The 26259-nt window shown below is 65.0% G+C and carries 27 protein-coding genes; 21 read left to right on the top strand and 6 right to left on the bottom strand.

Translation table 11 applies throughout. The features are described 5' to 3' along the window. The first annotated feature begins 9 nt into the window (after window positions 1–9). The 10 genes from rplO (at window position 10) to dsbD (ending at window position 7910) form a co-directional block, all read left to right on the top strand. Window positions 10–444, top strand: coding sequence for a 50S ribosomal protein L15 (gene rplO, locus ACIGJB_RS15445; RefSeq protein WP_483709640.1), 435 nt, complete (start codon window positions 10–12; stop codon window positions 442–444). Window positions 445–487: 43 nt separating this feature from the next. Next, window positions 488–1831: a preprotein translocase subunit SecY gene (secY, locus tag ACIGJB_RS15440; RefSeq protein WP_483730592.1), complete on the top strand. Its 1344-nt coding sequence runs from the start codon at window positions 488–490 to the stop codon at window positions 1829–1831. A gap of 87 nt (window positions 1832–1918) precedes the next feature. Next, complete coding sequence (gene rpmJ / locus ACIGJB_RS15435; protein ID WP_008642959.1) at window positions 1919–2035, top strand: 50S ribosomal protein L36; 117 nt, start codon at window positions 1919–1921, stop codon at window positions 2033–2035. 19 nt (window positions 2036–2054) lie between these two features. Next, window positions 2055–2420: a 30S ribosomal protein S13 gene (gene rpsM, locus ACIGJB_RS15430; protein WP_010812377.1), complete on the top strand. Its 366-nt coding sequence runs from the start codon at window positions 2055–2057 to the stop codon at window positions 2418–2420. A gap of 24 nt (window positions 2421–2444) precedes the next feature. Next, complete coding sequence (rpsK, locus tag ACIGJB_RS15425) at window positions 2445–2843, top strand: 30S ribosomal protein S11 (RefSeq protein ID WP_010812376.1); 399 nt, start codon at window positions 2445–2447, stop codon at window positions 2841–2843. Window positions 2844–3135: 292 nt separating this feature from the next. Continuing rightward, on the top strand, window positions 3136–3759 hold the full coding sequence (gene rpsD, locus ACIGJB_RS15420; RefSeq protein ID WP_483709637.1) for a 30S ribosomal protein S4: 624 nt from the start codon (window positions 3136–3138) through the stop codon (window positions 3757–3759). A 176-nt stretch (window positions 3760–3935) separates the two neighbouring features. Continuing rightward, window positions 3936–4916, top strand: a complete 981-nt coding sequence (locus ACIGJB_RS15415) for a DNA-directed RNA polymerase subunit alpha (protein WP_011299297.1) — start codon at window positions 3936–3938, stop codon at window positions 4914–4916. Window positions 4917–5059: 143 nt separating this feature from the next. Further along, the gene (gene rplQ / locus ACIGJB_RS15410; RefSeq protein WP_130393142.1) at window positions 5060–5455 is read left to right on the top strand and encodes a 50S ribosomal protein L17; all 396 of its coding nucleotides are present in this window, start codon (window positions 5060–5062) and stop codon (window positions 5453–5455) included. Window positions 5456–5563: 108 nt separating this feature from the next. After that, window positions 5564–5944, top strand: a complete 381-nt coding sequence (gene cutA / locus ACIGJB_RS15405) for a divalent-cation tolerance protein CutA (protein ID WP_483730591.1) — start codon at window positions 5564–5566, stop codon at window positions 5942–5944. 49 nt (window positions 5945–5993) lie between these two features. Continuing rightward, a complete protein-coding gene (dsbD, locus tag ACIGJB_RS15400; RefSeq protein ID WP_483730590.1) occupies window positions 5994–7910 on the top strand; it encodes a protein-disulfide reductase DsbD in 1917 nt (638 codons plus the stop codon). A 3-nt stretch (window positions 7911–7913) separates the two neighbouring features. Here dsbD and ACIGJB_RS15395 read toward each other — a convergent pair whose 3' ends face one another. The 3 genes from ACIGJB_RS15395 to yihA all read right to left on the bottom strand — a co-directional run bounded on the left by ACIGJB_RS15395 (window position 7914) and on the right by yihA (window position 11067). Further along, window positions 7914–9107, bottom strand: coding sequence for a magnesium transporter CorA family protein (locus ACIGJB_RS15395; RefSeq protein WP_483730589.1), 1194 nt, complete (start codon window positions 9105–9107; stop codon window positions 7914–7916). Between the two features lie 15 nt (window positions 9108–9122). Next, complete coding sequence (hemB, locus tag ACIGJB_RS15390) at window positions 9123–10115, bottom strand: porphobilinogen synthase (protein ID WP_483730588.1); 993 nt, start codon at window positions 10113–10115, stop codon at window positions 9123–9125. A gap of 265 nt (window positions 10116–10380) precedes the next feature. Then, the gene (yihA, locus tag ACIGJB_RS15385) at window positions 10381–11067 is read right to left on the bottom strand and encodes a ribosome biogenesis GTP-binding protein YihA/YsxC (protein ID WP_483730587.1); all 687 of its coding nucleotides are present in this window, start codon (window positions 11065–11067) and stop codon (window positions 10381–10383) included. A gap of 449 nt (window positions 11068–11516) precedes the next feature. Here yihA and ACIGJB_RS15380 point away from each other — a divergent pair, with 449 nt between their 5' ends. The 8 genes from ACIGJB_RS15380 (at window position 11517) to msrQ (ending at window position 19636) form a co-directional block, all read left to right on the top strand. Beyond that, window positions 11517–12176, top strand: coding sequence for a c-type cytochrome (locus ACIGJB_RS15380; RefSeq protein ID WP_483730586.1), 660 nt, complete (start codon window positions 11517–11519; stop codon window positions 12174–12176). 156 nt (window positions 12177–12332) lie between these two features. Continuing rightward, entirely contained in the window at window positions 12333–14552 is a 2220-nt protein-coding gene (locus ACIGJB_RS15375) for a cytochrome c biogenesis protein ResB (RefSeq protein ID WP_483730585.1), read from the top strand. A gap of 91 nt (window positions 14553–14643) precedes the next feature. Next, a complete protein-coding gene (ccsB, locus tag ACIGJB_RS15370; RefSeq protein WP_483730584.1) occupies window positions 14644–15849 on the top strand; it encodes a c-type cytochrome biogenesis protein CcsB in 1206 nt (401 codons plus the stop codon). A gap of 142 nt (window positions 15850–15991) precedes the next feature. Next, a complete protein-coding gene (locus tag ACIGJB_RS15365; protein WP_483730583.1) occupies window positions 15992–16426 on the top strand; it encodes a COG4315 family predicted lipoprotein in 435 nt (144 codons plus the stop codon). Window positions 16427–16456: 30 nt separating this feature from the next. Then, window positions 16457–16999: an RNA polymerase sigma factor gene (locus ACIGJB_RS15360; protein WP_483730582.1), complete on the top strand. Its 543-nt coding sequence runs from the start codon at window positions 16457–16459 to the stop codon at window positions 16997–16999. After that, window positions 16996–17829, top strand: coding sequence for an anti-sigma factor family protein (locus tag ACIGJB_RS15355; protein ID WP_483730581.1), 834 nt, complete (start codon window positions 16996–16998; stop codon window positions 17827–17829). Before ACIGJB_RS15360 ends, ACIGJB_RS15355 begins: the two co-directional genes overlap by 4 nt. Before the next feature lie 107 nt (window positions 17830–17936). Continuing rightward, window positions 17937–18944: a protein-methionine-sulfoxide reductase catalytic subunit MsrP gene (gene msrP / locus ACIGJB_RS15350; protein WP_483730580.1), complete on the top strand. Its 1008-nt coding sequence runs from the start codon at window positions 17937–17939 to the stop codon at window positions 18942–18944. A gap of 14 nt (window positions 18945–18958) precedes the next feature. Next, window positions 18959–19636: a protein-methionine-sulfoxide reductase heme-binding subunit MsrQ gene (msrQ, locus tag ACIGJB_RS15345; protein WP_483732351.1), complete on the top strand. Its 678-nt coding sequence runs from the start codon at window positions 18959–18961 to the stop codon at window positions 19634–19636. Window positions 19637–19663: 27 nt separating this feature from the next. On the opposite strand, the gene lysA is transcribed toward msrQ, so the two are convergent. Together lysA and ACIGJB_RS15335 are read right to left on the bottom strand one after the other, a co-directional pair. Further along, window positions 19664–20923, bottom strand: coding sequence for a diaminopimelate decarboxylase (lysA, locus tag ACIGJB_RS15340; RefSeq protein WP_483730579.1), 1260 nt, complete (start codon window positions 20921–20923; stop codon window positions 19664–19666). Window positions 20924–20925: 2 nt separating this feature from the next. Continuing rightward, the gene (locus tag ACIGJB_RS15335; RefSeq protein WP_483730578.1) at window positions 20926–21156 is read right to left on the bottom strand and encodes a hypothetical protein; all 231 of its coding nucleotides are present in this window, start codon (window positions 21154–21156) and stop codon (window positions 20926–20928) included. A 201-nt stretch (window positions 21157–21357) separates the two neighbouring features. Here ACIGJB_RS15335 and cyaY point away from each other — a divergent pair, with 201 nt between their 5' ends. Continuing rightward, window positions 21358–21693: an iron donor protein CyaY gene (gene cyaY / locus ACIGJB_RS15330; RefSeq protein ID WP_483730577.1), complete on the top strand. Its 336-nt coding sequence runs from the start codon at window positions 21358–21360 to the stop codon at window positions 21691–21693. A 75-nt stretch (window positions 21694–21768) separates the two neighbouring features. Here the strand turns inward: cyaY and ACIGJB_RS15325 are convergent, their stop codons facing one another. Next, a complete protein-coding gene (locus tag ACIGJB_RS15325; RefSeq protein ID WP_483709616.1) occupies window positions 21769–24144 on the bottom strand; it encodes a penicillin-binding protein 1A in 2376 nt (791 codons plus the stop codon). Window positions 24145–24524: 380 nt separating this feature from the next. Between ACIGJB_RS15325 and pilM the strand changes: the two genes are divergently transcribed. Continuing rightward, window positions 24525–25595 (top strand): type IV pilus assembly protein PilM, encoded by a 1071-nt coding sequence (pilM, locus tag ACIGJB_RS15320; protein WP_483732350.1) that lies wholly within the window; start codon window positions 24525–24527, stop codon window positions 25593–25595. Between the two features lie 20 nt (window positions 25596–25615). Then, window positions 25616–26257 (top strand): PilN domain-containing protein, encoded by a 642-nt coding sequence (locus ACIGJB_RS15315; RefSeq protein ID WP_483730576.1) that lies wholly within the window; start codon window positions 25616–25618, stop codon window positions 26255–26257. The last annotated feature ends 2 nt before the right edge of the window (window positions 26258–26259 follow it).

Raw genomic sequence — 26259 nt, 5'->3', positions numbered from 1 at the left:
GAGAGCAAGATGCAACTGAACAACCTGAAACCGGCCGCCGGTTCGAAGCACGCCAAGCGTCGCGTCGGCCGCGGTATCGGCTCCGGCCTGGGCAAGACTGCCGGTCGCGGTCACAAGGGTCAGAAGTCGCGTTCGGGCGGCTTCCACAAGGTGGGCTTCGAAGGCGGTCAAATGCCGCTGTATCGTCGTCTGCCGAAGCGCGGCTTCACGTCGCTGACCAAGGCCTTCACGGCCGAAGTCTCGCTGCGTGACATCGAGCGCCTGGAAGCGACCGAAGTCGACCTGCTGGTCCTGAAGCAAGCTGGCCTGGTAGGCGAGCTGGTCAAGAGCGCCAAGGTCATCAAGGCCGGTGAACTGACCCGCAAGGTGTCGATCAAGGGTCTGGGCGCCACTGCTGGCGCCAAGGCAGCGATCGAAGCCGCCGGCGGCCAGATCGCAGCCTGACAGGCATTTATCGCAGCATAGGCAGTCATAGTCGGAGCATCGTTTGGCCACGGCGAAACCCAATGCAAGCGCGCAAGCCCGGAACACGGCGAAGTACGGCGACCTCAAGCGCCGGCTGATGTTCCTGGTGATGGCCCTGATCGTTTACCGCATCGGTGCACATATTCCGGTGCCCGGAATCGATCCGGATCAGCTCGCGAAGCTTTTCCAGAGTCAGTCGGGTGGCATCCTCGGGATGTTCAACCTGTTCTCGGGCGGGGCGCTGTCGCGCTTTACCGTCTTCGCGCTCGGCATCATGCCGTACATCTCGGCGTCGATCATCATGCAATTGCTGACGATCGTGCTGCCGCAGCTGGAGTCGTTGAAGAAGGAAGGGCAGGCAGGGCAGCGCAAGATCACGCAATACACGCGTTACGGCACCGTGGTTCTTGCCACGTTCCAGGCGCTGTCGATTGCGGTCGCACTGGAGTCGCAGCCAGGGTTGGTGATCGATCCGGGCCTGATGTTCCGGGCTACGGCGGTGATCACGCTAGTGACCGGCACGATGTTCCTGATGTGGCTGGGTGAGCAGATCACTGAACGTGGTCTGGGCAACGGCATCTCGATCATCATTTTCGGCGGTATCGCGGCGGGCTTGCCCAACGCGATCGGCGGGCTGTTTGAACTGGTCCGCACAGGTTCCATGAGCATCATCGCGGCGATCTTCATCGTAGCGATCGTGGTCGCTGTGACCTTCGCCGTGGTGTTTGTCGAGCGTGGCCAGCGCAAGATCCTGGTGAACTATGCCAAGCGTCAGGTCGGCAACAAGGTGTACGGCGGTCAGTCGTCGCACCTGCCGCTGAAGCTGAACATGGCAGGGGTGATTCCGCCGATCTTTGCATCGTCGATCATCCTGTTCCCGGCGACGATTGCAGGCTGGTTCACGTCCCAGTCGACCGGTGCGGTTGGCAGGTTCATCAAGGACCTGGCTGCCACGCTGTCGCCGGGCCAGCCGGTCTACATCCTGCTGTACGCTGCTGCGATTATATTTTTCTGCTTCTTCTATACGGCTCTGGTGTACAACAGTCGTGAAGTGGCGGACAACCTGAAGAAAAGCGGTGCCTTCATTCCGGGCATTCGTCCGGGCGAGCAGACGACGCGCTACATCGACAAGATTCTGGTGCGTCTGACGCTGGCTGGTGCGATCTACATCACACTGGTCTGCCTGTTGCCGGAATTCCTGGTGCTGCGCTGGAACGTTCCGTTCTATTTTGGCGGGACTTCGCTGCTGATCATCGTGGTCGTCACGATGGACTTCATGGCCCAGGTTCAGTCCTACGTCATGTCGCAGCAGTATGAATCGTTGCTGAAGAAAGCGAACTTTAAGGGCAACCTGACCCTGCGCTGATTCAGATCGGGACAGACAAGGTATGGCGCGCACGGATCGTCTTCCGGACGAAGTGAGCGAACAGGAATTGAAGGAAGAGGAAATATTATGAAAGTGCTGGCTTCTGTTAAGCGCATTTGCCGCAACTGCAAAATCATCAAGCGCAACGGTGTCGTGCGCGTGATCTGCTCGTCGGATCCCCGCCACAAGCAACGCCAAGGCTAATCGGAAAGAGGATTGACGAATGGCACGTATCGCAGGGGTTAACATCCCGAACCACAAGCACACCGAAATCGGCCTGACGGCTATTTATGGTGTCGGCCGCTCGCGCGCTCGCAAGATTTGCGAGGCCACCGGTGTACCGTTTGACAAGAAGGTCAAGGATCTGACCGACGCCGACCTGGAAAAGCTTCGTGACGAAGTGGGCAAGGTCACGGTCGAGGGTGACCTGCGTCGTGAAACCACGATGAACATCAAGCGTCTCATGGACCTTGGTTGCTATCGTGGCATGCGTCACCGCAAGGGCCTGCCCATGCGCGGTCAGCGTACCCGTACCAACGCACGTACCCGCAAGGGTCCGCGCAAGGCCGGCGTGGCTCTGAAGAAGTAAAGCCCAAGGCAGAGGAAGAAACTAATGGCAAAAGGTCCGAATAACGCCGCTCGCGCGCGTAAAAAGGTCAAGAAGAACGTTGCCGACGGCATTGCGCACGTCCACGCCTCGTTCAACAACACCATCATCACGATCACCGACCGCCAGGGCAACGCCCTGTCGTGGGCGACCGCCGGTGGCCAGGGCTTCAAGGGTTCGCGCAAGTCGACCCCGTTCGCTGCCCAGGTTGCTGCCGAGAACGCCGGCCGCGTGGCGCAAGACCAGGGTATCAAGAACCTGGAAGTGCGCATCAAGGGCCCCGGCCCGGGTCGTGAATCGGCTGTCCGCGCGCTGAACGCGCTGGGCATCAAGATCGCTATCATCGAAGACGTCACGCCGATTCCGCACAACGGCTGCCGTCCGCCGAAGCGTCGCCGCATCTGAGCGTTGGCGTGTCCGGGCCGGCGGGTTTACCTGCCGGTTTCGGATATGGTAGTATCGCGCGTTGACCTGCTGCATCTGATGCGGCAGGTTTTCGTTTTGCGCGGCTAGAATGTTGCATTCAGCGCATTCAGAATGCCCGCGCATTGGAAAATGCTTTTTGCGTCGTACCCGGCAACGGGGCGCGCGTCATAAGCCCACCGTCCGTCACGGTCTCCGGGATTCCCGGTAGCACAGCGTTGGCGGACTCGCGGCGCGTCAAGACAGGCGCCGTGATCGAACAAAGGAAGACAACGTGGCACGTTATACCGGCCCGAAGGCCAAACTTTCCCGCCGTGAAGGCACCGACCTGTTCCTGAAGAGCTCGCGCCGTTCGCTGGCCGACAAGTGCAAGCTGGACAGCAAGCCGGGCCAGCATGGCCGCACCTCGGGTGCCCGCACCTCCGACTACGGCAACCAGCTGCGCGAAAAGCAGAAGGTCAAGCGCATCTACGGTGTGCTCGAGCGCCAGTTCCGCCGCTACTTCGCTGAAGCCGACCGCCGCAAGGGCAACACCGGCGAAAAGCTGCTGCAACTGCTGGAATCGCGTCTGGACAACGTGGTGTACCGCATGGGCTTCGGCTCGACCCGCGCTGAAGCGCGCCAGCTGGTGTCGCACAAGGCGATCCTGGTGAACGGCCAGGCCCTGAACGTGCCGTCGGCCCAGGTCAAGTCGGGCGACGTGATCTCCATCCGCGAGCAGTCGAAGAAGCAAGTGCGTATCGCTGAAGCGCTGTCGCTGGCCGAGCAGTCGGGCTTCCCGACCTGGGTTGCCGTGGACGCCAAGAAGTTCGAAGGTACTTTCAAGCAGGCTCCGGATCGCGCCGACATCGCCGGCGACATCAACGAAAGCCTGATCGTCGAACTGTACTCGCGTTAATCCGCCGGACCGCCGAACAGAACGGTTCGAGCTTGCGATTCCCGCAAGGCCTCTCTTACAGCCCGCCGCGCTATACGCGCGGTCGGGCTTGTTGCCCATCGCGCGATGGGTCTTTCAGGTTCCAAACGTCAGCCTTATCGGTGTAACGAGCCGAGGGTATTGAAAAGGACAACCTAATGCAAACAGCACTCCTCAAGCCAAAAATCATCGCCGTCGAGCCGTTGGGCGATCATCACGCCAAAGTCGTGATGGAGCCGTTCGAGCGCGGCTACGGCCATACGCTCGGTAATGCCCTGCGTCGCGTGCTGCTGTCGTCGATGGTCGGCTATGCCCCGACCGAAGTGACGATCGCTGGGGTGGTCCATGAATATTCCACCATCGACGGTGTGCAGGAAGACGTCGTCAACCTGCTGCTCAACCTGAAGGGTGTCGTGTTCAAGCTGCACAACCGCGACGAAGTCACGGTTTCGCTGCGCAAGGACGGTGAAGGCATCGTCACGGCGGCCGATATCGAGCTGCCGCACGATGTCGAGATCATCAACCCGAACCACGTCATCGCCCACCTGTCTGCCGGCGGCAAGCTGGACATGCAGATCAAGGTCGAGCAAGGCCGCGGCTACGTGCCGGGCAACGTGCGCAAGTTCGGCGACGAATCGAGCAAGGTGATCGGCCGTATCGTGCTGGACGCCTCGTTCTCGCCGGTGCGCCGTGTGTCGTACGCCGTCGAATCCGCTCGCGTGGAGCAGCGTACCGACCTGGACAAGCTGGTGATGAACATCGAAACCGACGGCGTGATCTCGCCCGAGGAAGCGATTCGCCAGTCCGCCCGCATCCTGGTTGACCAGCTGTCGGTGTTCGCTGCGCTGGAAGGCACCGAGTCCGCCGCCGAGGCCGCTTCGAGCCGCGCACCGCAGATCGATCCGATCCTGCTGCGCCCGGTCGACGACCTGGAGCTGACGGTGCGTTCGGCCAACTGCCTGAAGGCCGAGAACATCTACTACATCGGCGACCTGATCCAGCGTACCGAGAACGAGCTGCTCAAGACCCCGAACCTGGGTCGCAAGTCGCTCAACGAGATCAAGGAAGTCCTCGCCTCGCGTGGCCTGACTCTGGGCATGAAGCTCGAGAACTGGCCGCCTGCAGGTCTGGACAAGTAATTGCGGCGCGAGGCCCTGGCCTCACGTTGCGGTAACCGCCCCGGTTTCGGCCGGGGCATGTATGACTACCGGCCCGCGTCCCGAGGTTTGCGCCAGGGGGCGATAGAAGAGCTGGTCAAACACTTCATCTGAAAGGAATCATCATGCGTCACCGTCATGGTTTGCGGAAACTGAACCGCACCTCGTCGCACCGTCTCGCGATGCTGCGCAACATGTCCAACTCGCTGTTCCAGCACGAGCTGATCAAGACCACCCTGCCCAAGGCCAAGGAACTGCGCAAGGTTGTCGAGCCGCTCATCACGCTGGCCAAGAAGGACACCGTTGCCAACCGCCGTCTGGCTTTCGCTCGTCTGCGCGACCGCGACATGGTCACGAAGCTGTTCAACGAACTGGGCCCGCGCTACAACGCTCGTCCGGGCGGCTACACCCGTATCCTGAAGTTCGGCTTCCGTCAGGGCGACAACGCGCCGATGGCGCTGGTCGAGCTGGTGGATCGTCCGGAAATCACCGAAGCTCCGGCCGAAGAAGCCGCTGAGTAAGGTTGAGTTCCAACCCGTCTTCCGACGGGTTCGGACACACCGCTTACAATCGAGCCAGGCAATTTGCCTGGCTCTTTTGTTTTGTGCGCCAGGATTCGGAGGGGCCGCATGCAAGCCAGTGCCAGTTCACAACACGCCGCCGATGGCGACGATGCGGCGGTCATCGCCGTGCTGACCAACCTGCCCGATGCGGACACCGCGACGCGGCTTTCGCGAGCCTTGCTCGAGGCGCGCGTGTGCGCCTGCGTGAACCGTCTCGCCCCGGTGCAATCCGAGTACTGGTGGCAGGGCAAGCTGGAACAGGCGACGGAATGGCCGCTGCTGGCCAAGACGACGCGGGCGCGCTACGCGGCGCTTGAGGCGGTCATCCGGGCGAACCATCCCTATGATGTGCCCGAGATCATCGCGTGGCCCATCAGCCAGGGTTTCGGCCCTTATCTGGCGTGGGTGCGCGACGAAGTCGCCAGCGCCGTGGATGGTGCGGAATGAAAGCAGCGCCCCGCGTTACGGAAGCGGCTGAAAGGATTCGGGACGGTCTATGAATATGGGTTTTGCTCTCACCGAGCGATCAAACTGGTTGAGCTGGGTGCGGCATATTGCCGCAGTGCTGGCGATGATGGTGGCCTCGCTGTGCCTGGCTGCCGGTGCCAGCGCGGCCACGGAAGAGGATTTCCTGCCGCCCGAGCAGGCCTTCCGCTTCGCCGCCCGTCAGATCGACCCCCAGACCATTGAAGTCCGCTTCGATGTGGCCAGCGGTTACTACCTGTACCGCGAGCGCTTCGCTTTTTCCGTCCAACCGGAAACCGTTCGCCTGGGCCAGCCCCAATTTCCCGCAGGCAAGGTCAAGTTCGATGAGACCTTCGGCAAGGAGATGGAAACCTATCGCGACGCGGTCGTGATCCGCGTGCCGGTGCAGTCCGCGCCAGCCAACGGCAAGTGGTCGCTGGTCGTGACCTCGCAGGGCTGCGCCGACAAGGGGCTGTGCTACCCACCAATGGAGAGCGTCTACAAGGTGGGCGCCGTGTCGCTGGGCAGCCTGTTCGGCGGCAGCCCGCGCAGCGAGGCAACGACTCCGCCGCCGGCTGTTGGACCTGGTACCGCCGCCGCCGCGCCCGCCGCTCGCCTTGACGAGAACGATCGCATTGCCGGTGTGCTGGCCAGCCGCAACCTCGGCATCGTCGTGGCGCTCTTCTTCGGCCTGGGCCTGCTGTTGACCTTCACGCCCTGCGTGCTGCCGATGGTGCCGATCCTGTCGTCCATCGTGGTCGGGGAGCATGCCACGCGCAGCCGGGCGCTGGTGGTATCGCTGGCTTATGTGCTCGGCATGGCCGTGGTGTACACGGCGATCGGCGTCGCGGCGGGCCTGCTCGGCGAAGGACTGGCGGCGGCCTTGCAGACGCCGGGTGTCCTCGCCGCATTCGCCGCGTTGATGGTGGCGCTGTCGCTGTCGATGTTCGGCCTCTACGAACTCCAGCTTCCGCAGCAATGGCAGAACCGCCTGACGGCTACGTCGAACCGCCGTCGCGGCGGCCAGGTGGTCGGAGCCGCGGCCATGGGCGCGATTTCCGCGCTGATCGTGGGCCCGTGCGTGACGGCGCCACTGGCCGGTGCGCTGGCCTATATCGCCCAGACGCGCGACGCGCTGACCGGCGGCAGCGCGCTGTTGGCCATGGCGCTGGGCATGGGGGTTCCGCTGGTGCTGGTTGGGGTCGGCGCAGGCAACCTGCTGCCGCGCGCGGGACGCTGGATGGAGGCCACCAAGCGCTTCTTCGGATTCCTGCTGCTCGGTGTGGCGATCTGGATGGTGACGCCCGTGCTGCCGGCATGGCTGATCATGGCGTTGTGGGCGGCGCTGCTGCTGGTGGCGGCAGTATTCCTCGGCGCGTTCGATGCGCTCGGTGCCGAAGCGCGCGGCGTGGCGCGCCTGGGCAAGGGACTTGGCGTGCTGGCCGCGCTGGCGGGCGCCATCCTGCTGCTGGGCCTGGCTTCGGGCGGACGCGATCCGCTGCAGCCGCTGGCGCACCTGAACCTGGCGCGCGTGACCGGCGCCGCGGCCGAAGCACCGGCTGGTCCTCAGGCGGTTCGTTTTGAGCGCGTCCGAAGCGTGGCGGAACTCGATGCGCGCGTGGCACAGGCGGCGGCTGCCGGCAAGCCGGTGCTGCTCGATTTCTATGCGGACTGGTGTGTGAGCTGCAAGGAGATGGAGCGCATGACGTTCACCGATGCCCAGGTGCGCACGCGCATGTCCGAGATCGTACTGCTGCAGGCCGATGTCACTGCCAACAACGCCGACGACAAGGCTCTGCTCAAGCGCTTCGGGCTGTTCGGGCCGCCTGGCATCATCCTGTTCGGCGCCGACGGTCGTGAACGGCCGGTGCGCGTGATCGGCTACCAGTCCGCCGGCCGTTTCCTCGAAAGCCTGGAGCGCGCGCTTGGCACGCGCCCCAGCACCTGAGCCCTAGCGCTCCAACTGCCGTCCGAGCGCCCACACGGCGCCCAATACCACCACGACCGCGCCCATCAGCCCAAGCGACCACCAGAAGCCGTCGGGCTCGCGCAGCCACGGCATGCGTTCGAAGTTCATGCCGAAGATGCCGGTGATCAGCGTCAGCGGCATGAACAGCGCCGTAATCAGCGTCAGCGTGCGCATGGTGCGGTTGGTCCGGTGCGCCACCGCCGAGAAATGGATCTGGACGGCGGATTCGATCGAATCCTCCAGCCGCCGCGCGTGCGCGAGCACGCGCTGGATGTGCTCCATCAGGTCATTGATGCGTACCAGCAGCATCTCATCGCGGCCTGGCGCCTTGTCTGCGGGATCGGTCGGATCGCCGCTGTAGCGGTTGTCCAGGACGCTGTCGCGGAATTCCTGCAGGGCATCGCGCTGCTCTTCGCTCAGGTGTTCCAGCCTGCGCAGCTGAATACGGGCATCGAGCAATCCTTCCCAGCTTGAAAAACTGCGGCGCGAATTGAGCAGCGCGCGCTGCCAGCGGTCCAGTTGCCGCGTGAGCGGCGCGCGCAACTCCAGGTAGCGGTCGACCATGGCGTTGAGCAGGCGCAGCATCAGGTCTTCGGGCCGGCTTGGCGGGCGCACGCCGTGCAATAGCGGCGCCTGTCCGTTTGCCCTGGGCGCGGCTTGTGGCCTTGGCGCCTGGCAAAGCTCCAGCAGGCGCTGGCGTACCTGGTCGATCGTGCGCGACGGACCGGGCCGGACGGTGACCAGCACATTGTCGAACACGAAGAACGTGACCGGCTGCGTGTCGATCCGGGCCAGTGCCGGCAGGAAGCCGGGCGGATGGCGGCGCGGCCTTGGCGCAGCCCCGGCGGGAGTCGGTGCCGAGCCTTCCGCCTCGGCAATGGCGCGGCTGGTCTCGAAGGTCAGCTTGCGGAAGATCACCATGTCGTACGCATGCGTCGTGTCGAAGTACGACGGATGTGCGGTGTTGGTGGCGTCCACCAGGTGCAGATCCAGGATCGGCGCGCCGGTGAGCTGACGCACGCTGTCGCGCCAGCTTTCCGGGGCCGCCGCGACCTCTTCGATCGGAAAATCGGCCCAGACGAAGCGGGCCGACGCGCTACCGGCGAGGAACGTGCCCGCCTCGGCCAGCGAGGAGAGCGGCTGAACCTGGCTGGCCGAGAAGCCTAGCAGCTCCATGCGTGCGACGTGGCCTCAGCCGGCAAGCAGGCGCGCGGCATCGCGCGCGAAATAGGTCAGGATGCCGTCGGCGCCGGCGCGGCGGAAGGCCAGCAGCGATTCCATCATGACCTTGTCGTGGTCCAGCCAGCCGTTCTGCGCGGCGGCCTTGAGCATCGCGTACTCGCCGCTGACCTGGTAGACGTAGGTCGGGAAGCGGAACTCGTCTTTCACCCGGCGCACGATATCCAGATAGGGCATGCCGGGCTTGACCATCACCATGTCGGCGCCTTCCATGATGTCCTGGGCGACCTCGCGCAGGGCCTCGTCGGTGTTGGCCGGGTCCATCTGGTAGGTCATCTTGTTGCCCTTGCCCAGGTTGGCGGCCGAGCCCACGGCGTCGCGGAACGGGCCGTAGAACGCCGATGCGTACTTGGCCGAGTAGGCCATGATGCGCGTGTGGATGTGGCCCGCGTCTTCCAGTGCCAGCCGCACGGCGCCGATGCGGCCGTCCATCATGTCGGACGGGGCGACGATATCCACGCCGGCTTCGGCCTGCACCAGCGCCTGGCGGACCAGGATCTCGACGGTCTGCTCGTTGATCACGTAGCCGTTGTCGTCAAGCACGCCGTCCTGGCCGTGGCTGGTGTACGGGTCGAGTGCCACGTCGGTGAGCACGCCCAGCTCGGGGAACCGGTCCTTTAGGGCACGCACGGCACGCGGCACCAGGCCTTCCGCGTTGGTGGCCTCGATGCCGTCGGGCGTCTTCAGCGACGGGTCGATCACGGGGAACAGTGCGATGACCGGGATGCCCAGCTTCACGCAGTCTTCCGCCACCGGCATCAGCAGATCGACGGAAACACGCTCCACGCCCGGCATGGACGCCACGGACTGGCGCTGGTTTTGCCCGTCCAGAATGAAGACGGGGTAGATCAGGTTGTCCGGCGACAGGCGGTGCTCGCGCATCAGGCGCCGCGAGAAGTCATCGCGACGCATGCGGCGGGGACGGTACTCTGGAAAGGCAGACATGGCAGCTTGAAGGGGGAGTTCAGGGAGGAATTATGCGGAAAGCGGCCCGTCGCCGGCAGGCGGCGGACGCGCCGGAGCGCGTTATGCAGAAAAACTAAACTTTTGGGTGTGCCCGCTATCATACTCGCGGACACCTTGCGTTGCGCCACGCGCGGCGCGGTGTCCCCCGCTACTCCTCCCTGAGCGGGTACCCGCCTTAACCGGCGGGAAAGTTCGTCCCCGTTGCTTGCAACGGGGCTTTTTTTTGTGCGTTGATCATGCCGCGTTACTCGGACTCGCTCGGCTCCGCGGGTGGCTGTGCCGCCGCTGCGGCCTGGGCTTCCGGCAGCGACAGCCAGCCGGCAATGACGCGCTGCGCTTCTTCAATACCGCGGCGCTTCAGGCTCGAGAATAGCTGCGCGGTCAGCGGCACCGGCGTTCCCAGTTGCTCCGAGTACCCGGCCAGTACCTGCCGTGTCTCGCGCAAGGCCTTCGCGTTTTCGCTGTTGGTCAGCTTGTCGGCCTTGGTCAGCAGCACGTGAATCGGCTTTCCGGTGGGCAGGAACCACTCGACCATCTGGCAATCGAGATCGGTGAAGGGGCGGCGCGCATCCATCATCAGGATCAGGCCGGACAACTGGGTGCGGCTCTGCACGTAGTCGCTGAGCAGTCCTTGCCAATGGAACTTGGCGGAGCCCGAGACCTCTGCGTAGCCATAACCCGGCAGGTCGACCAGGAAGGCAATCGGGTCCGGCGCCTTGACCGGGGCCACCGTGAAGTAGTTGATATGCTGCGTGCGGCCCGGCGTGCGCGACGAAAAGGCCAGGCGCTTCTGGTTGCACAGGATATTGATGGCCGTCGACTTGCCGGCGTTGGAGCGTCCGGCGAACGCGACCTCCGGCACCGCGGTGGCGGGCAGGTCGCGCAGGTGGTTGACGGTCGTGAAGAAACGGGCCTGGTGAAGGAGGGACATGCGTCGAAGCGGGTGGGGCGGGTAGTTGCGGCCGGCGCGAATCACGCGGGAGTGCAACGACGGTCACGCCGAGGTGGTAAGGCTGGCGGCACGGCATCGGCCAGGCCACCGGAGGTTGATCTTGCACAGGCACAGGGCGGCCATGGCATCAATCCGGCACATTATTTATTGTACAATACGCCGGTTTACGGTCTCCTGAACGGGTGACGCAGGGCATCCATGGCCGCGTTGCCGGTGACCCGATCCATCCGGACGGGAGCCGTGTTTGCCGTTCCATCGTGGGCGGTGCCAGGCAAGGCGGGGTCTGCTGCCTGGCGCACCGGTCAACCCGGAATTTCCGGTTGCCACGACCACGATGCCAGGCCTTGCAAGGGTGCGTCCTCACCGCCCGCAAAGCGCCTGCCGGCATGCACTACGGTATTCAAAAACAATTCAGACAAGGTGTGCGAATGAACCGCATTGCGAAGCTTCTGGGTGTCCTGGTGCTGGCCCTGCCTGCAACCGCCATGACCGGTCTGGCTTTTGCCTCCGAGCAAGCCGCCGCGAAGGCGGATCCGGCAAAGGGCGAAACGCTTTATACGCAGGGTGCGCCCGATCGCAATGTTCCCGCCTGCCTGAGCTGCCACGGCGCCAACGGCAACAGCGGCGCCGCCGCTAACCCCAAGCTGGCCGCGCAGCATCCTGAATACGTCCACAAGCAACTCGCCAACTTCAAGGACAAGTCGCGCAACAACGCGATCATGTCGCCGCTGGCCGGTTCGCTGAACGACCAGGAAATGAAGGACATCGGCGCCTATCTCGCCAAGCAGCCGATCAAGCCGGCCACGGCCAAGAACAAGGACACCATCGAGGCTGGCCAGAAGATTTATCGCGCTGGTATTGCCGCCAAGGGCGTGCCGGCATGTGCCGCCTGCCATGGCCCGACCGGCGCCGGCATTCCGGCACAGTACCCGCGCATTGGCGGCCAGTGGTCCGATTACACCGAAGCCCAGCTCGTGGCATTCCGCCAGGGCACCCGCAAGAACAATCCGGTGATGACGACGATCGCCGCCAAGATGTCGGACGCCGAGATCAAGGCCGTGGCGGACTACGTCGCCGGCGTTCGCTAAGTCGTTCCGCGCCGGCCCGACGGTTGGCCTGCCGCTCCGCGCATGCGGAGCACGAAGCAGGATGCAACCGATGGCCTCGGCAACAATCGAAGAGGGTGGCCTGCTTGCAAAGCATGTCCACCCTTTTTTATTTCAAAGCTTATTGCTGCACATCACATGTCGACCGCTTCCACTTCAGGCCTGCACCTGAAGACCCCACACCGCGTGTTGCGCGACGCGGTCGAATTGTTGTCCTCGATGCGCTTTGCGATCACCCTGCTGACGGTGATCGCCATTGCCAGCGTGGTCGGTACCGTACTAAAGCAGAACGAGCCGTACCCGAACTACGTGAACCAGTTCGGGCCGTTCTGGGCCGATGTCTTCCACGCATTGTCGCTGCAGAAGGTCTATGGTTCGTGGTGGTTCCTGCTGATCCTTGCCTTCCTGGTGGTGTCGACGTCGCTGTGCCTGGTGCGCAACGCGCCCAAGATGATCGTCGACATGCGCTCCTGGAAAGATCATGTGCGCGAGCGCAGCCTCCGCGCCTTCCACCACCGTGGCGAATTCGAGGCGGCACGTCCGCGTACCGAAGCCGTCGCCCGCGTGAATGCGCTGCTGCAAAACCGCGGCTACCGCACGCGACAGGTCCAGCATGAGGGCGCGACGCTGCTGGCCGCAAAGGCCGGCGCGGCCAACAAGCTCGGCTATATCCTGGCGCACACCGCGATCGTGGTGATCTGCATCGGCGGCCTGCTCGACGGCGACATGCTGATCCGCGCCCAGATGTGGTTCGGCGGCAAGACGCCGATCCGCGGCAACGCAGTCATCAGCGAGATCCCGCCTGAGCATCGCCTGTCGGCGGCCAACCCGGGCTTCCGGGGCAATGCCTTCGTGCCCGAAGGCTCGACCGTATCCACGGCCATCCTGAACATCGCCGATGGCGCGCTGGTACAGGACCTGCCGTTCAACATCACGCTCAAGAAGTTCACGGTCGATTTCTACCCGACCGGCATGCCCAAGCTGTTCGCGTCGGATGTGATCGTGACCGACCGGGCCACCGGCAAGCAGACGCATGCGACGGTGAAGGTCAACGAGCCGCTGATCGTCGATGGCGTGGCGATCTACCAGTCGAGCTTCGAGGACGGCGGTTCGCAGTTGAAGTTCGTCGGCTATCCGATGCAAGGCAGCAACCACGGTACGTTCCCGTTCGCCGGTACCGTCGGTGGCAACACGCCGCTGAACGCCACGGGCACGGCTGCCGACAAGGATGGCCTGACTGTCGAATTCAGCGACTTCCGCCTGATGAATATCGAGAACGTCACCGATGCCTCGGGCAAGCCCGATGCACGCGGCGTGGCGCGCAAGTCGTTCAACGAGACGCTCGAGTCGCACCTGGGCGCCGCAGCCAACACGCAGAAGGAAAAGGCGCTGCACAACGTCGGCCCGTCGGTGCAGTACAAGCTGCGCGACCGCAATGGCCAGGCGCGCGAGTACAACAACTACATGGTGCCGGTGCAGCTCGACGGCCAGTCCGTGTTCCTGGCCGGCATGCGCGAGTCGCCGAACGAGCCGTTCCGTTACCTGCGCATCCCCGCCGACGACCAGGGCAGCGTGGCCGACTGGATGCGCCTGCGCGCCGCGCTGCAGGATCGCGGCCTGCGTGGCGAAGCCGCGCGACGCTTCGCGCTGGCGTCGATGCCCGGCGCGGACAAGGCCGACCTTCGCGGCCAATTGGCGGAAAGCGCCCTGCGCGCGCTGGACCTCTTTGCCGGCGTCACCCGCCCCAGCCCGGACTCTCCGCCGGGCGGCTTCACGGCCATCGCCGCGTTCCTCGAGAAATCGGTCCCGGCGGCAGAGCAGCAAAAGGCTGCCGATGTCCTGCTGAAGATTCTCAACGGCTCGATGTGGGAACTGTGGCAACTCGCGCGTGCGCAGGACAAGCAGCCGGTGGTGCCCAACAGCGCCCAGAGCGGGGCGTTCCTGCAGCAGTCGATCAACGCCCTGTCGGACAGCTTCTTCTATGGCGCGCCGGTTTTCCTGCAGCTCGACGACTTCAAGGAAATCAAGGCCAGCGTGTTCCAGATGACCCGTGCGCCGGGCAAGAACATCGTGTATCTTGGCTGTCTGCTGCTGGTGCTGGGCGTGTTCTCGATGTTCTATATCCGCGAGCGCCGAGTGTGGGTCTGGATCAAGGATCCTGGACATCATGCGGATGCCACTGCACCGGCTGCGGCAACCGTGCCAACCGATGCGGCAGCGCCTGGCAGCCATGTGCTGATGGCCATGTCGACCCAGCGCCGCACCCTGGACTTCGAGAAGGAATTCGTCGCCTTGCGCGACGACATCGGCCGCGCGGCCGGGGCCGACCAGGACGTCCCGGCGCAGGCGCAGCATTGAACCCGTCGGGCGGGGCAGTGGCGATCCTCGCCAGCCGCCGCCCGGCCTTCGTTGCGCAGCCAAGGGCTGTGCGCAGATCGCAGGTAACGCTATGTCTTCAAACGTGAACCAGGCCGCCCGGCCGGCCATGCGGCCGGCAACCCCTGCCGCTTCCGGCGCCGCGGAAGAGGCCTATCTTGAACCTTCCTTCCTGCGCCGCCTCACGTGGCTCGACTGGGCCTTTGCGGTGCTGCTGGCGGTCGGTGCCGGCGTGGCGCTGTCGCGCTATGGCCAGTGGATGAACGGCTACGACAAGGCCGTGCTGATCGCGTCGGTGCCGACGTTCGCTCTGCTCGGCTGGCACTGGAAGCCGGTGCGAGCCCTGATGCCCGGGCTGGCCATCCTGTCGCTGTTCGCCGTGCAGCTCTATCAGGGGCAGCTCCCGCGGGCCGACCAGGCGTTCTTCCTGAAGTACTTCCTGTCGAGCCAGTCGGCCATCCTGTGGATGAGCGCGCTGGTGTTCCTGTCCACGCTGTTTTACTGGGTGGGCCTGGTGACGCGCTCGGCCACCGGCTACAGCATCGGCAGCAAGCTATGCTGGGCGGCCGTGGTACTGGGCTTCACCGGTCTGCTCGTGCGCTGGTACGAGTCGTACCTGATCGGCACGGACATCGGGCATATCCCCATCTCGAACCTCTACGAAGTGTTCGTGCTGTTCACGCTGATCACGTCGCTGTTCTACCTCTACTACGAAGGGCGATACGCGACGCGCGCGCTCGGCCCGTTCGTGATGCTGGTGGTATCGGCCGCGGTCGGGTTCCTGCTGTGGTACACGGTCAGCCGCAATGCGCAGGAGATCCAGCCGCTGGTGCCGGCGCTGCAGAGCTGGTGGATGAAGATCCACGTCCCCGCCAACTTCATCGGCTACGGCACGTTCGCGCTGGCGGCCATGGTCTCGGTGGCCTACCTGCTCAAGCAGCGCGGCATCCTGGCCGAGCGCCTGCCCTCGCTCGAAGTGCTGGACGACGTCATGTACAAGGCGATCGCGGTCGGCTTTGCCTTCTTCACCATCGCGACGATCCTTGGCGCACTCTGGGCTGCCGAGGCCTGGGGTGGCTACTGGAGCTGGGATCCGAAGGAGACCTGGGCCCTGATCGTCTGGCTGAACTACGCGGCATGGCTGCACATGCGGCTGATGAAGGGACTGCGCGGCACGGTGGCGGCATGGTGGGCGCTGACGGGACTGCTGGTGACTACCTTTGCCTTCCTGGGCGTCAACATGTTCCTGTCGGGCCTGCATAGTTACGGCGAATTGTGATGATTGCGCTGCTTCCGTAGCAAAAAAACCTGTCCGATGGGCAGGTTTTTTTTTTGCCCCCATGGAATAAAGGCATCACATCCGGTGTTTACTTGTGGAACGGTGCCGGCTGGCGGCACTGGTCCGCTTGGAGAAAAACATCATGGCAAGTTTGCGTCGTCCTATCGCTGCATCGCTGGTTCGTCCTGCCGCACTGGCCCTTGGCTGTGCATCCGTCCTGCTGGCCGCCTGTTCGGGCATGGGTGGCATGGGTGGTGCCGGAAGCATGCCTCCCACCGTCAAGGTGACCGACGGCGTGCTGACCGATCCGCAAGGCCTGACGCTGTACACGTTTGACCGCGATATGAAGGACAGCGGCAAGAGCGCCTGCAACGGCCCATGCGCCACCAACTGGCCGCCGCTGATGGCGGCACCCGGCACCGCTGCTTCGGGCAGCTACACCATCATCACGCGTGACGATGGCAGCAAGCAGTGGGCCTACCGCGGCATGCCCCTGTATCGCTTTGCCAAGGACGCCAAGGCCGGTGACCGCGTGGGCGACAACGTCAACAACGTCTGGCACGTCGCCAAGCCCTGACGGCCAGCGACGGATTGAGTCCGGCACGGCATGGACGGGTTTGAAGGCCAGCTGGTCGCGCTGGCGCCGCGGCTGCGGCGCCACGCGCGTGGCCTGACCAGGGACGCGGCGCTGGCTGACGACCTGGTGCAGGACACGCTGGAGCGCGCGTTGCGCTACCGCTGGCGTTTTCGCCTGCGCCCGGGAGCGTGGTGGGGCGATGGCGCCGATGGCCTGCTGCCCTGGCTGCTCACGCTGATGCACCGCTTGCGCCTGAACACGGTGCGGCGCAAGGAACTGGTGGTGAGCACCGAGACCCTGCCGGACGTCAGTGCCACGGTTACCGACCCCGGCCTGCGGCGCGACTTGCTGCAGGCGCTCGCGGAACTGCCCGAGGCCCAGCGCGCGGTGTTGCTGCTGGTCAGCCTTGAGCAGTTCACCTATGCCGAGGCCGCACAGGTGCTGAACGTTCCGGTCGGCACCGTGATGTCCCGCCTGGCACGGGCGCGCGAACACATGCGTGCCCTGCTGGACGGCACGCGTCAGCCGGCACCGGCCGCGGAGGCTGGTACGACGCTGCAGCGAGTGAAATGATGTCCCCGATCCACGAAGCCGACCTGCATGCCTACGCTGACGGCCAACTGAGCGGCCGCCGCCGCGCGGCCGTGGAGGCGTATCTGGCCGAACGGCCCGAGGTTGCGGCACGCGTGGCGGCGTGGCGCCGCCAGGCCGAGGCGTTGCACGGCGCGCTCGATGGCGTGCTCAATGAGCCTGTGCCACTCGCGGCCTTGCCCGAACCGCTGCGCGATGGCACCCCGAGGCGAGATGGCGCGGGCAGTGGCTGGCGTACGGCATGGATCGCCGCATGCGCCTCGGTTGCCTCGCTGGCCATGGGCGGCGCGGTTGGCTGGCTCGCGCACGGCCGCATGGCTGACGGTGTCGCCGTGGCCATGGCGCCGGGCGAGCGCTTCGCGCGCGACGCGTTGGTGTCACACGTGGTCTATGCGCCCGAAGTCCGCCATCCGGTGGAGGTGCCGGCCAGCGACGAAGCCCATCTGATCGCATGGCTGTCCAAGCGGCTCGGCGCTCCGCTTCAGGTGCCGGACCTGCGTCCGCAAGGCTTTCGCCTGATCGGCGGCCGCCTAGGCGTGGCCGAAGGCGGCCCATCCGCCATCCTGATGTACGAATCCGATGACGGCACGCGCCTGTCGCTGCAGCTGCGCCGCATGGCGCAAGGCACGCCAGATACCGGCTTCCGACTTGAGCGGATGCCCCAGGCTGCCCCCGCCAAGGGAGCCGGCGCCATGGCGTTCTACTGGATCGACCGCAGCCTGGGCTTCGCGCTGGCCGGGCAGGTCGATCGCGCGCGGCTCCTGACCGTGGCGCAGTCCGTGTACCAGCAATACCAGGGCCAGGGCGGATAGGCGTACCGGCCTCGAACCGACAGCAAAAAGACTGTCAGGAATGGCCTGCACTATCCGACCAAGGGAAAGTCCAATTTCCGGGCCGTTCGAAGCATCAAGGAACAACCATGCTGATTCCCTCCCCGAAGTGGTTGCGCGGTGACGATATCGCCGCCTCCGACATCACGCCGCACCACGTGTTCGCCGCACGTCGTCGGCTGCTGGCGCTCGCCGCTGCAGGTACCGCCGGTACGGCGCTGGGCCCGTGGTTTGCGCGTGAAGCGCGCGCCCAGCAGGGCCAGCACGGGGCAAAGCTTGCCGCCACCGTCAACAAGGCCTACGTCGTGACGGAGAAGCGCACGCCCTTCGAGGACGTGACGACCTACAACAACTTCTACGAATTCGGCACTGACAAGTCCGACCCGTCGCGCAACGCCGGCACGTTGCGGCCGCGCCCCTGGCAGGTGGCGGTGGAAGGGCTGGTGAAGAAGCCCAAGGTCTACGACCTCGATGAGCTGCTGAAGCTTGCGCCGATGGAAGAGCGCGTCTACCGCCTGCGCTGCGTGGAGGGCTGGTCGATGGTGATCCCATGGATCGGCTATCCGCTGACCGAGCTGATCCGGCGCGTGGAGCCACAGCCTGGCGCGAAGTACGTGCAGTTCATCACGCTGGCGGACAAGAAGCAGATGCCCGGCGTCAGCAGTTCGGTGCTGGACTGGCCTTACAGCGAAGGCCTGCGCATGGACGAGGCCATGCACCCGCTCGCGCTGCTGACGTTCGGCCTCTACGGCGAAGTCCTGCCGAACCAGAACGGCGCACCGGTGCGCATGGTGCTGCCATGGAAGTATGGGTTCAAGAGCGCGAAGTCGATCGTGAAGATCCGCTTCGTCGACAAGCAGCCGCCCACGAGCTGGAACCTGGCGGCGCCGCAGGAATATGGCTTTTACTCGAATGTGAACCCGGAAGTCGACCATCCGCGCTGGAGCCAGGCCACCGAAAGGCGCATTGGCGAGGATAGTGGCGGAGGCGGCTTTGCCGCGTTGTTCGCGCCCAAGCGCAAGACGTTGCCGTTCAACGGCTACGGCCAGCAGGTGGCGTCGCTGTATCAGGGCATGGACCTGAGGAAGTTCTTCTGATGGGCCGCGCTGACATGACGGTCTCGCAACCGGCTTCCCCGCGTACGGCGGGCGCGGCACCGGGCCGCAAATCAGGCGGCCTGGCTGCGCTGCCGCAGGCGCAGGTGCGCATCGTCAAGATTGCCATCTGGCTGCTGGCGATGCTGCCTTTTGTCCGTCTGCTTTACCTCGGCGCGACCAGCCAGTTCGGCGCCAACCCGCTGGAATTCGTCACGCGATCCACCGGCACCTGGACGCTGGTGATGCTGTGCGTGACGCTGGCGGTCACGCCGCTGCGCCGCCTGACAGGCTGGAACTGGCTCGTGCGGATGCGGCGCATGCTGGGCTTGTTTGCTTTTTTCTATGGCCTGCAGCACTTCCTGCTGTGGATCGGCGTCGACCGTGGGTTTGACCTCGCCTACATGCTGAAAGACGTGGCCAAGCGGCCGTTCATCACGGTGGGCTTTACAGCCTTTGTGCTGATGATTCCGCTGGCGCTGACGTCGACCAATGGCATGGTGAAGCGCCTGGGCGGCAAGCGCTGGCAGGCCGTGCACAAGTCGGTGTATGCGATCGCCGTGCTGGCCATCCTGCACTACTGGTGGCACAAGGCCGGCAAGAACGACTTTGGCGAGGTGTCGATCTACGCCGCGGTGGTCTTCGTGCTGCTGGGCCTGCGCCTGTGGTGGCGCTGGAGGCCGGCCGCCCGCTGATGGGGCGGGCCGGGACCGCGGGCAGAATCAGTCCTGCAGCAGGCGTTCGTCGCGGAACAGGTCTTCCACCAGTTCGCGCTCGCGCACCACGCGGACCTTGTTGCCGTCGACCATGACTTCTGCCGCGCGCGGACGGGTGTTGTAGTTGGAGCTCATCGTGAAGCCGTAGGCACCCGCCGACATCACCGCCAGCAGATCGCCGGGCTGCACGGCCAGCGCGCGGTCGCGGCCAAGCCAGTCGCCCGATTCGCACACGGGGCCCACGATGTCGTAGGTCACCGCCGGCGCGCTGCTTGCCAGCACCGGCTCGATGCGGTGGAAGGCCTCGTACATGGCCGGGCGCGCCAGGTCGTTCATGGCGGCATCGACGATGCAGAAGTTCTTGGCCTCGCCGGGCTTGAGGAATTCCACCTGGGTCAGCAGCACGCCGGCGTTGCCGACGAGCGAGCGGCCCGGCTCGAACAGCACTTCACGATGACCATGGCCGCGTGCCGCCACGCGGTCGAGCAACGTGGTGGCAAAGCCCGTGATGTCCGGCGGGGTCTCGTCGTCGTAGGTGATGCCAAGGCCGCCACCGACGTCGATGTGCTCGAGGACGATGCCCTCGCGCTCCAGCGCTTCGACCACGTCGAGCACCTTGTCGAGGGCTTCCAGGTACGGCGCGACCTCGGTGATCTGTGAACCGATGTGGCAGTCGATGCCGGTGACTTCGATATGCGGCAGCGCCGCGGCCGCGCGGTACGTGGGCAGCACCTGCTCGAACGCGATGCCGAACTTGTTGCCCTTCAGGCCCGTGGAGATGTATGGGTGCGTCCTGGCATCGACATCCGGGTTGATGCGCAGCGACACGCGCGCGCGCTTGCCAACCTGTCCGGCCACTGCATTGAGGCGATCCAGTTCGGGGATCGACTCGACGTTGAAGCAGCGCACGTCATGCGCCAGCGCCAGTTCCATTTCCGCCGCGCTCTTGCCTACGCCGGAGAACACCACCTTGCGCGGATTGCCGCCGGCGGCCAGCACGCGCTTGAGTTCGCCGCCCGAGACGATGTCGAAGCCCGCGCCGAGCTTGGCGAAAACCTGCAGCACTGCCAGGTTCGAGTTGGCCTTCATGGCGTACTGCACCTGCGCCTTGCGGCCCTGGCAGGCGGCGGCGTAGGCCTGGTAGGCGGCCGTCAGCGCCGCGCGCGAGTACACGTAGGTCGGCGTGCCGAACTCTGCGGCGATCTGCGCCAGCGGCACCTGCTCGGCTACAAGGGCGCCGTCCTGGCGATGGAAAAATGCGGTCATGGTTACCTGGTGGTGGGGGCGTCGGACTCGGACTTGCCCGAGGGCGTGGCGGGGGCTGCCGGGACCGGCAGCGTCGCGTCGGCATGGCCGAGGCCCGGATCGGGCACCGCCGGAGCGGTCGGCTCAGGCGGCTGCCTGGGCATGGTCAGCGGCCCGCGAATGCCGCATCCGCCCAGCAGGGGCATCGCAAGGCCGGCGGCAAACGCCGATACAATCGCAACACGACGGAGCATCGGGTCGTCCTTGAAAGCGGTTGGGAAAGCTGTCGGACCGGCAGCCGGCGTGTCGTCCGCGGCCGCCGCCAGAGTTCCAGGGCATGGCCGGAATCCGGAAATCCTCAACAAAAAAGCCGGGCACTGCAAGTGCTCCATGCGATGTCCCATGTGGCATCGCAAGGCGCGACAGCGCTGGCGCCGGCGGTCTTGGAGTTTAGCATGCCCCCCTTGAGCGAAAGCGAGTTCCTGGCCCTGGCGGTCAGGGAGCTGGACCGCATCGAAGCCACGGTGGAAGCCGCGGCGGACGCGGCCGACGCCGACATCGAAATCAGCCGGACCGGCAATGTGATGGAACTGGAATTCGAGAACGGCTCCAAGATCATCATCAACAGCCAGGCGCCGATGCAGGAGCTGTGGGTCGCGGCGCGTTCGGGCGGCTTCCATTTCCGTCACGATGGCGAGCGCTGGGTCGATACGCGCAGCGGTAACGAGCTGTACGCCGCACTGTCCAGCTACGTGAGCCAGCAGGCCGAAGCCACGCTCACGCTCGGCTGACGCGCAGCGAAGCGAGTCGCCCAATGAAAAAGCCGGCCCAGTGTGGCCGGCTTTTTCTTGCCTGGTTGGCCGCGCTCAGGCGCCGCCGAACATTTCCAGGATCTTTTTCTTCTCTGCCTCGACATCGGCCGGCGACCGCGTGCTTTCCTCCGGCTTGCCCGGCCACGGATCGCCCAGGCCGACCGAAGCCACGCCGGCGCCGCTGGCGTTCTCCTCGAAGGTCCAGTCGCCGCCAGCCATGACCACGCCTTCCGGTGCCGGCCGTTCGGGACTTTCCGGTACGCCCTTGAGCATCTTGCCCATGTAGCCGACCCAGATCGGCAGGGCCAGGCCGCCACCGGTCTCGCGTACGCCCAGGCTCTTGGGCTGGTCGTAGCCCATCCAGGCGATCGCCACCAGGTTCGGCGTGTAGCCGGCGAACCAGGCATCCACGGCGTCGTTGGTGGTACCGGTCTTGCCGGCCAGGTCATTGCGGCCCAGGCGTTGCTTGGCGGCGTTGGCCGTGCCCATGCGCACCACGTCGCGCAGCATGGTGTCGGCGATAAAGGCCGTGCGTGCGTCGAGCACGCGCACCGCATCGCTGCCGGCGCGTTGCGGCTGCGTTTCGGAGAGCACCTTGCCGCGCGCATCGACCACCTTCTGGATCAGGTACGGGTTGACGCGATAGCCGCCGTTGGCGAAGACCGAGTAGGCGCCCGCCATCTGCAGCGGCGTGACGCTGCCCGCGCCAAGCGCCATTGGCAGGTAGGCCGGGTGCTTGTCGGCCTCGAAGCCGAAGCGGGTAATGAAGTCCTGCGCGTATTGCGTGCCGATCGCACGCAGGATGCGCACCGACACGAGGTTCTTCGACTTGGCCAGCGCGCGGCGCATGGTCATGGGGCCTTCGAACTTGCCGTCATAGTTCTTTGGCTCCCACACCTGGCCGCCCGTGTCCGGGCCGATCGTCAGCGGTGCGTCATTGATGACGGTGGCCGGCGAAAAGCCCTTTTCCAGCGCAGCCGAATAAATGAACGGCTTGAAGCTGGAACCCGGCTGGCGCCAGGCCTGGGTCACATGGTTGAACTTGTTGCGGTTGAAGTCGAAGCCGCCGACCATCGAGCGGATCTCGCCATCCTGCGGATTGATCGAGACAAAGGCCGCCGACACTTCCGGCAGCTGCGTCACTGTCCACTGGCCTTTTTCGTCCTGCGTCACGCGGATGATGGCGCCGGGGCGGATCTTCGTCTTCGGTTGCGCGTTGGCCGACAGCGACGGCGCGATAAAGCGCAGCGCCGAGCCCTCGATGGTGGCCACTTCGCCCGACAGCAGCGTGGCTTGCACCTGGCGCGACGACACGCTCGTCACTACGGCGGAGCGCAGGTCGTCGCTGCCCGGGTGCTCGACCAGCGCGTCGTCGATGGCCTGCTCGCGGTCAGCCTGGTCCGAAGGCAGGTCGATAAAGGCTTCCGGGCCGCGGTAACCGTGCTTGCGCTCGTAGTTCATGATGCCCGCGCGCACGGACTCGTACGCGGCGTCCTGGTCCGGCTTGGTCAGCGTGGTGTAGACGGTGAGACCGCGCGTGTAGGTTTCCTCGCGGTATTGCGCGTACATCAACTGGCGCACGATCTCGGCCACGTACTCGGCGTGCGTCGAGAACTCGTTGCCTTCGGTGCGGACCTTCGGCGCTTCGCGCAGGGCCTGGTCATACTGCTCGGGCGTGATGTAGCGCAGGTCGCGCATGCGCTGCAGGATGTACTCCTGGCGTACCTTTGCGCGCTTCGGGTTCACCACCGGGTTATAGGCGGACGGTGCCTTCGGCAGCCCTGCCAGCATCGCGGCCTCGGCCGGCGTGACGTCGCGTACCGACTTGCCGAAGTAGACGCGCGCGGCGCTGTCGAAACCGTAGGCGCGCTGTCCCAGGTAGATCTGGTTCATGTACAGCTCGAGGATCTGGTCCTTGGACAGGTTGGCCTCGATCTTGTACGCGAGCAGCATCTCGTAGATCTTGCGCGTGTAGGTCTTCTCGCTCGACAGGAAGAAGTTGCGCGCCACCTGCATGGTGATCGTCGAAGCGCCCTGCGACAGCCCGCCGCGCAAGTTGGCCAGGCCTGCCCGCATCACGCCGACGAAGTCCACGCCGCCGTGCTCGTAGAAGCGGTCGTCCTCGATCGCCAGCACGGCCTTCTTCATCACGTCGGGGATCTCGGCGATGGGCACGAAGTTGCGGCGCTCCTCGCCGAACTCGCCGATCAGGACATTGTCCGCGGTGAAGATGCGCAGCGGAATCTTGGGCCGGTAATCCGTGATGGTATCGAGCGACGGCAGGTTGGGCGCGGCCACCAGCAGCGCGTAGCCCAGCAGCAGCGCGACCGCCACGATGCCGGCGACGATCAGACCGACCACCCAGAACGTGAGCCGTGCCCAGAGCGGGCGGCGGGCAGGGAGGGACGGCTTCTGTTGTGCTGTGGCCATAAGGGAAAAACCTAGTCAGGAGTGCGGGGGATTATATCTTCCGGGATAGCGGCAACTTCCCATGCAGTGGCGCCAGCGACGCTACTGCGCTGTTACAAGATGTAATGTCCTGGATAGCGGCAGTTTGCGCCGATGTGCGAGCAGAAAAAAGGCTGGGATGGGAACCCGACGACCGTGGGGTTTTGGCAACGCTTTGTAGGAGCCGTCGCAAAAATAAAAGCGTGGCCAGACCGGCACATTGCCAGCACTGCCGCTTTTTGTGAGAATCGCCCAACATAAAAGAGCAAAAACGTTTCATCGAGAAACATGGCTCGCCCGATTAGAGCAGTCAAGCCAGGGGTGAGTTCAAAAGTCAGGGGGTCACCTTGCGACGGGGCATTTTGTCGGGGCTTCTGCGCCGGACTACGGTCGGCGTAGACATCGGGTCCTCCAGTGTCAAGGTAGTCGAGCTGTCCGTGGGGGGCAGCAAACAAGACTACCGGCTGGAGAAATGTGCCAGCGAACTGCTGGACCGCAATGCCGTTGCCGATGGCAACGTGGTCAATATCGAGGCAGTCGGCATTGCCCTCAAGCGTGCGCTTGGCAAGGCCGGCATTCGCACCAAGGACGTGGTGCTGGGCGTGCCTTCGATGCTGACCGAATCCCAGACGGTCAGCCTGCCGGACAACCTGTCCGAAGACGAACTCTATTCCCAGGTCGAATCCGAGGCGCACCGGCTTTATCCGCCGTCGCAGACGGTGAATTTCGACTTCGCCGTGATCGGCCCGAGCGAAACCGAGGGCGGTATCGGCGTGCGCGTGACCGCGGCCAACAGCGATCGCGTGCAGGAGCGCGTCACCGCTGCCGAGATGGCAGGCCTGCGCCCGCAGGTCATGGACGTCGAGGAATACGCGGTGCAGCGGACCATCGTGCAGATGCTCGGCGTGCCGAGCGAAATGTCCGAAGCCGATGCACGCGCGCTGCCCGTGGTGGCCGTCGTCCACCTGGGCGGCAGCCGTTCCAAGGCCATCTTCTACCAGGGCTGGAAAGAGCTGTACGAGCAACCCCTGAACAGCTACGGCGACCAGCTCACGCAGAGCGCCGCGCGCATGTTCACGCTCGACGCGCTCAAGGCCGAGATCAAGAAGCGCAAGAACACGCTGCCGGAAGCCTGGCGCGCCCAGCTGCTCAAGCCGTCGCTCGAAGCGCTGGCCATGGAAGTGCAGGCCGCGGTGGGCAACTTCATCGCGAGTTCGAGCCTCGGCCGGGTCGACGAGATCCTGCTGTCCGGCGGCCATGCGTCGCTGGTCGGCGTGCAGGCGGCCATCCAGCAGCAGACCCAGATCACCACCACGCTGGCGAACCCGTTCGCCAACATGGTCACCAACGGCAAGGTCAACGAGCGCTATCTGCAGCGTGACCTGCCGGCGTATATCGTCAGCGCCGGACTGGCATTGCGCGGCCTGCAATAACGCACACCGGGGGAATCCGAATGTCTACGAACACGCTCCCATCGGTCAACCTGCTGCCCTACCACGAAGCCCGCAAGGCTGCCCGACGCAAGCGCGTCTACGGGATCCTTGGCGGCGCGGCCGCGGGTGGGGCGCTGGTGGTGCTCCTGGGCGGGCTTTATATCGACCGCCAGACCGAATCGGTGGTCGCGCTGAACCAGGTCCTGGCCGCGGAAAACGCCCGGCTGGACGGCCAGATCCGCGAAGTCAACACACTCAAGAAAGACATCGATGCCCTGCTGCAACGCCAGCAGGCCGTGGAAAGCCTGCAGACCGAACGCAACCGCCCGGTGCAGCTGCTTGAAGAGCTGGTGCGCCAGGTGCCGGAAGGCGTCTACCTGACGAGCCTGAAGCAGACCGGCGAGACCTTCACGATTGCCGGCGTGGCGCAGTCCAACGAGCGCATTTCCGAGCTCTTGCGCAATGTTGGCGCGGTGCCCTGGCTCGACAAGGCCGAGCTGGTCGAGTCCAAGGCGGTGACGATGACCAACAACCTGCGCGAGCAGCGCCGCCTGTTCGATTTCTCCATGCGCTTCGCCTACCGCGCTCCCGAAACGCCGGCCGACAAGAAGAATGGACCGGCCCAACCGGCCAAGGCGCCGGCAGCCAACGGAAAGGCCTGACC

The organism is Cupriavidus sp. C2SS-8b (genome assembly GCF_057073745.1).
Note: the sequence above shows the minus strand (reverse complement) of the source record. Positions and strands in the feature narration are given on the sequence as shown.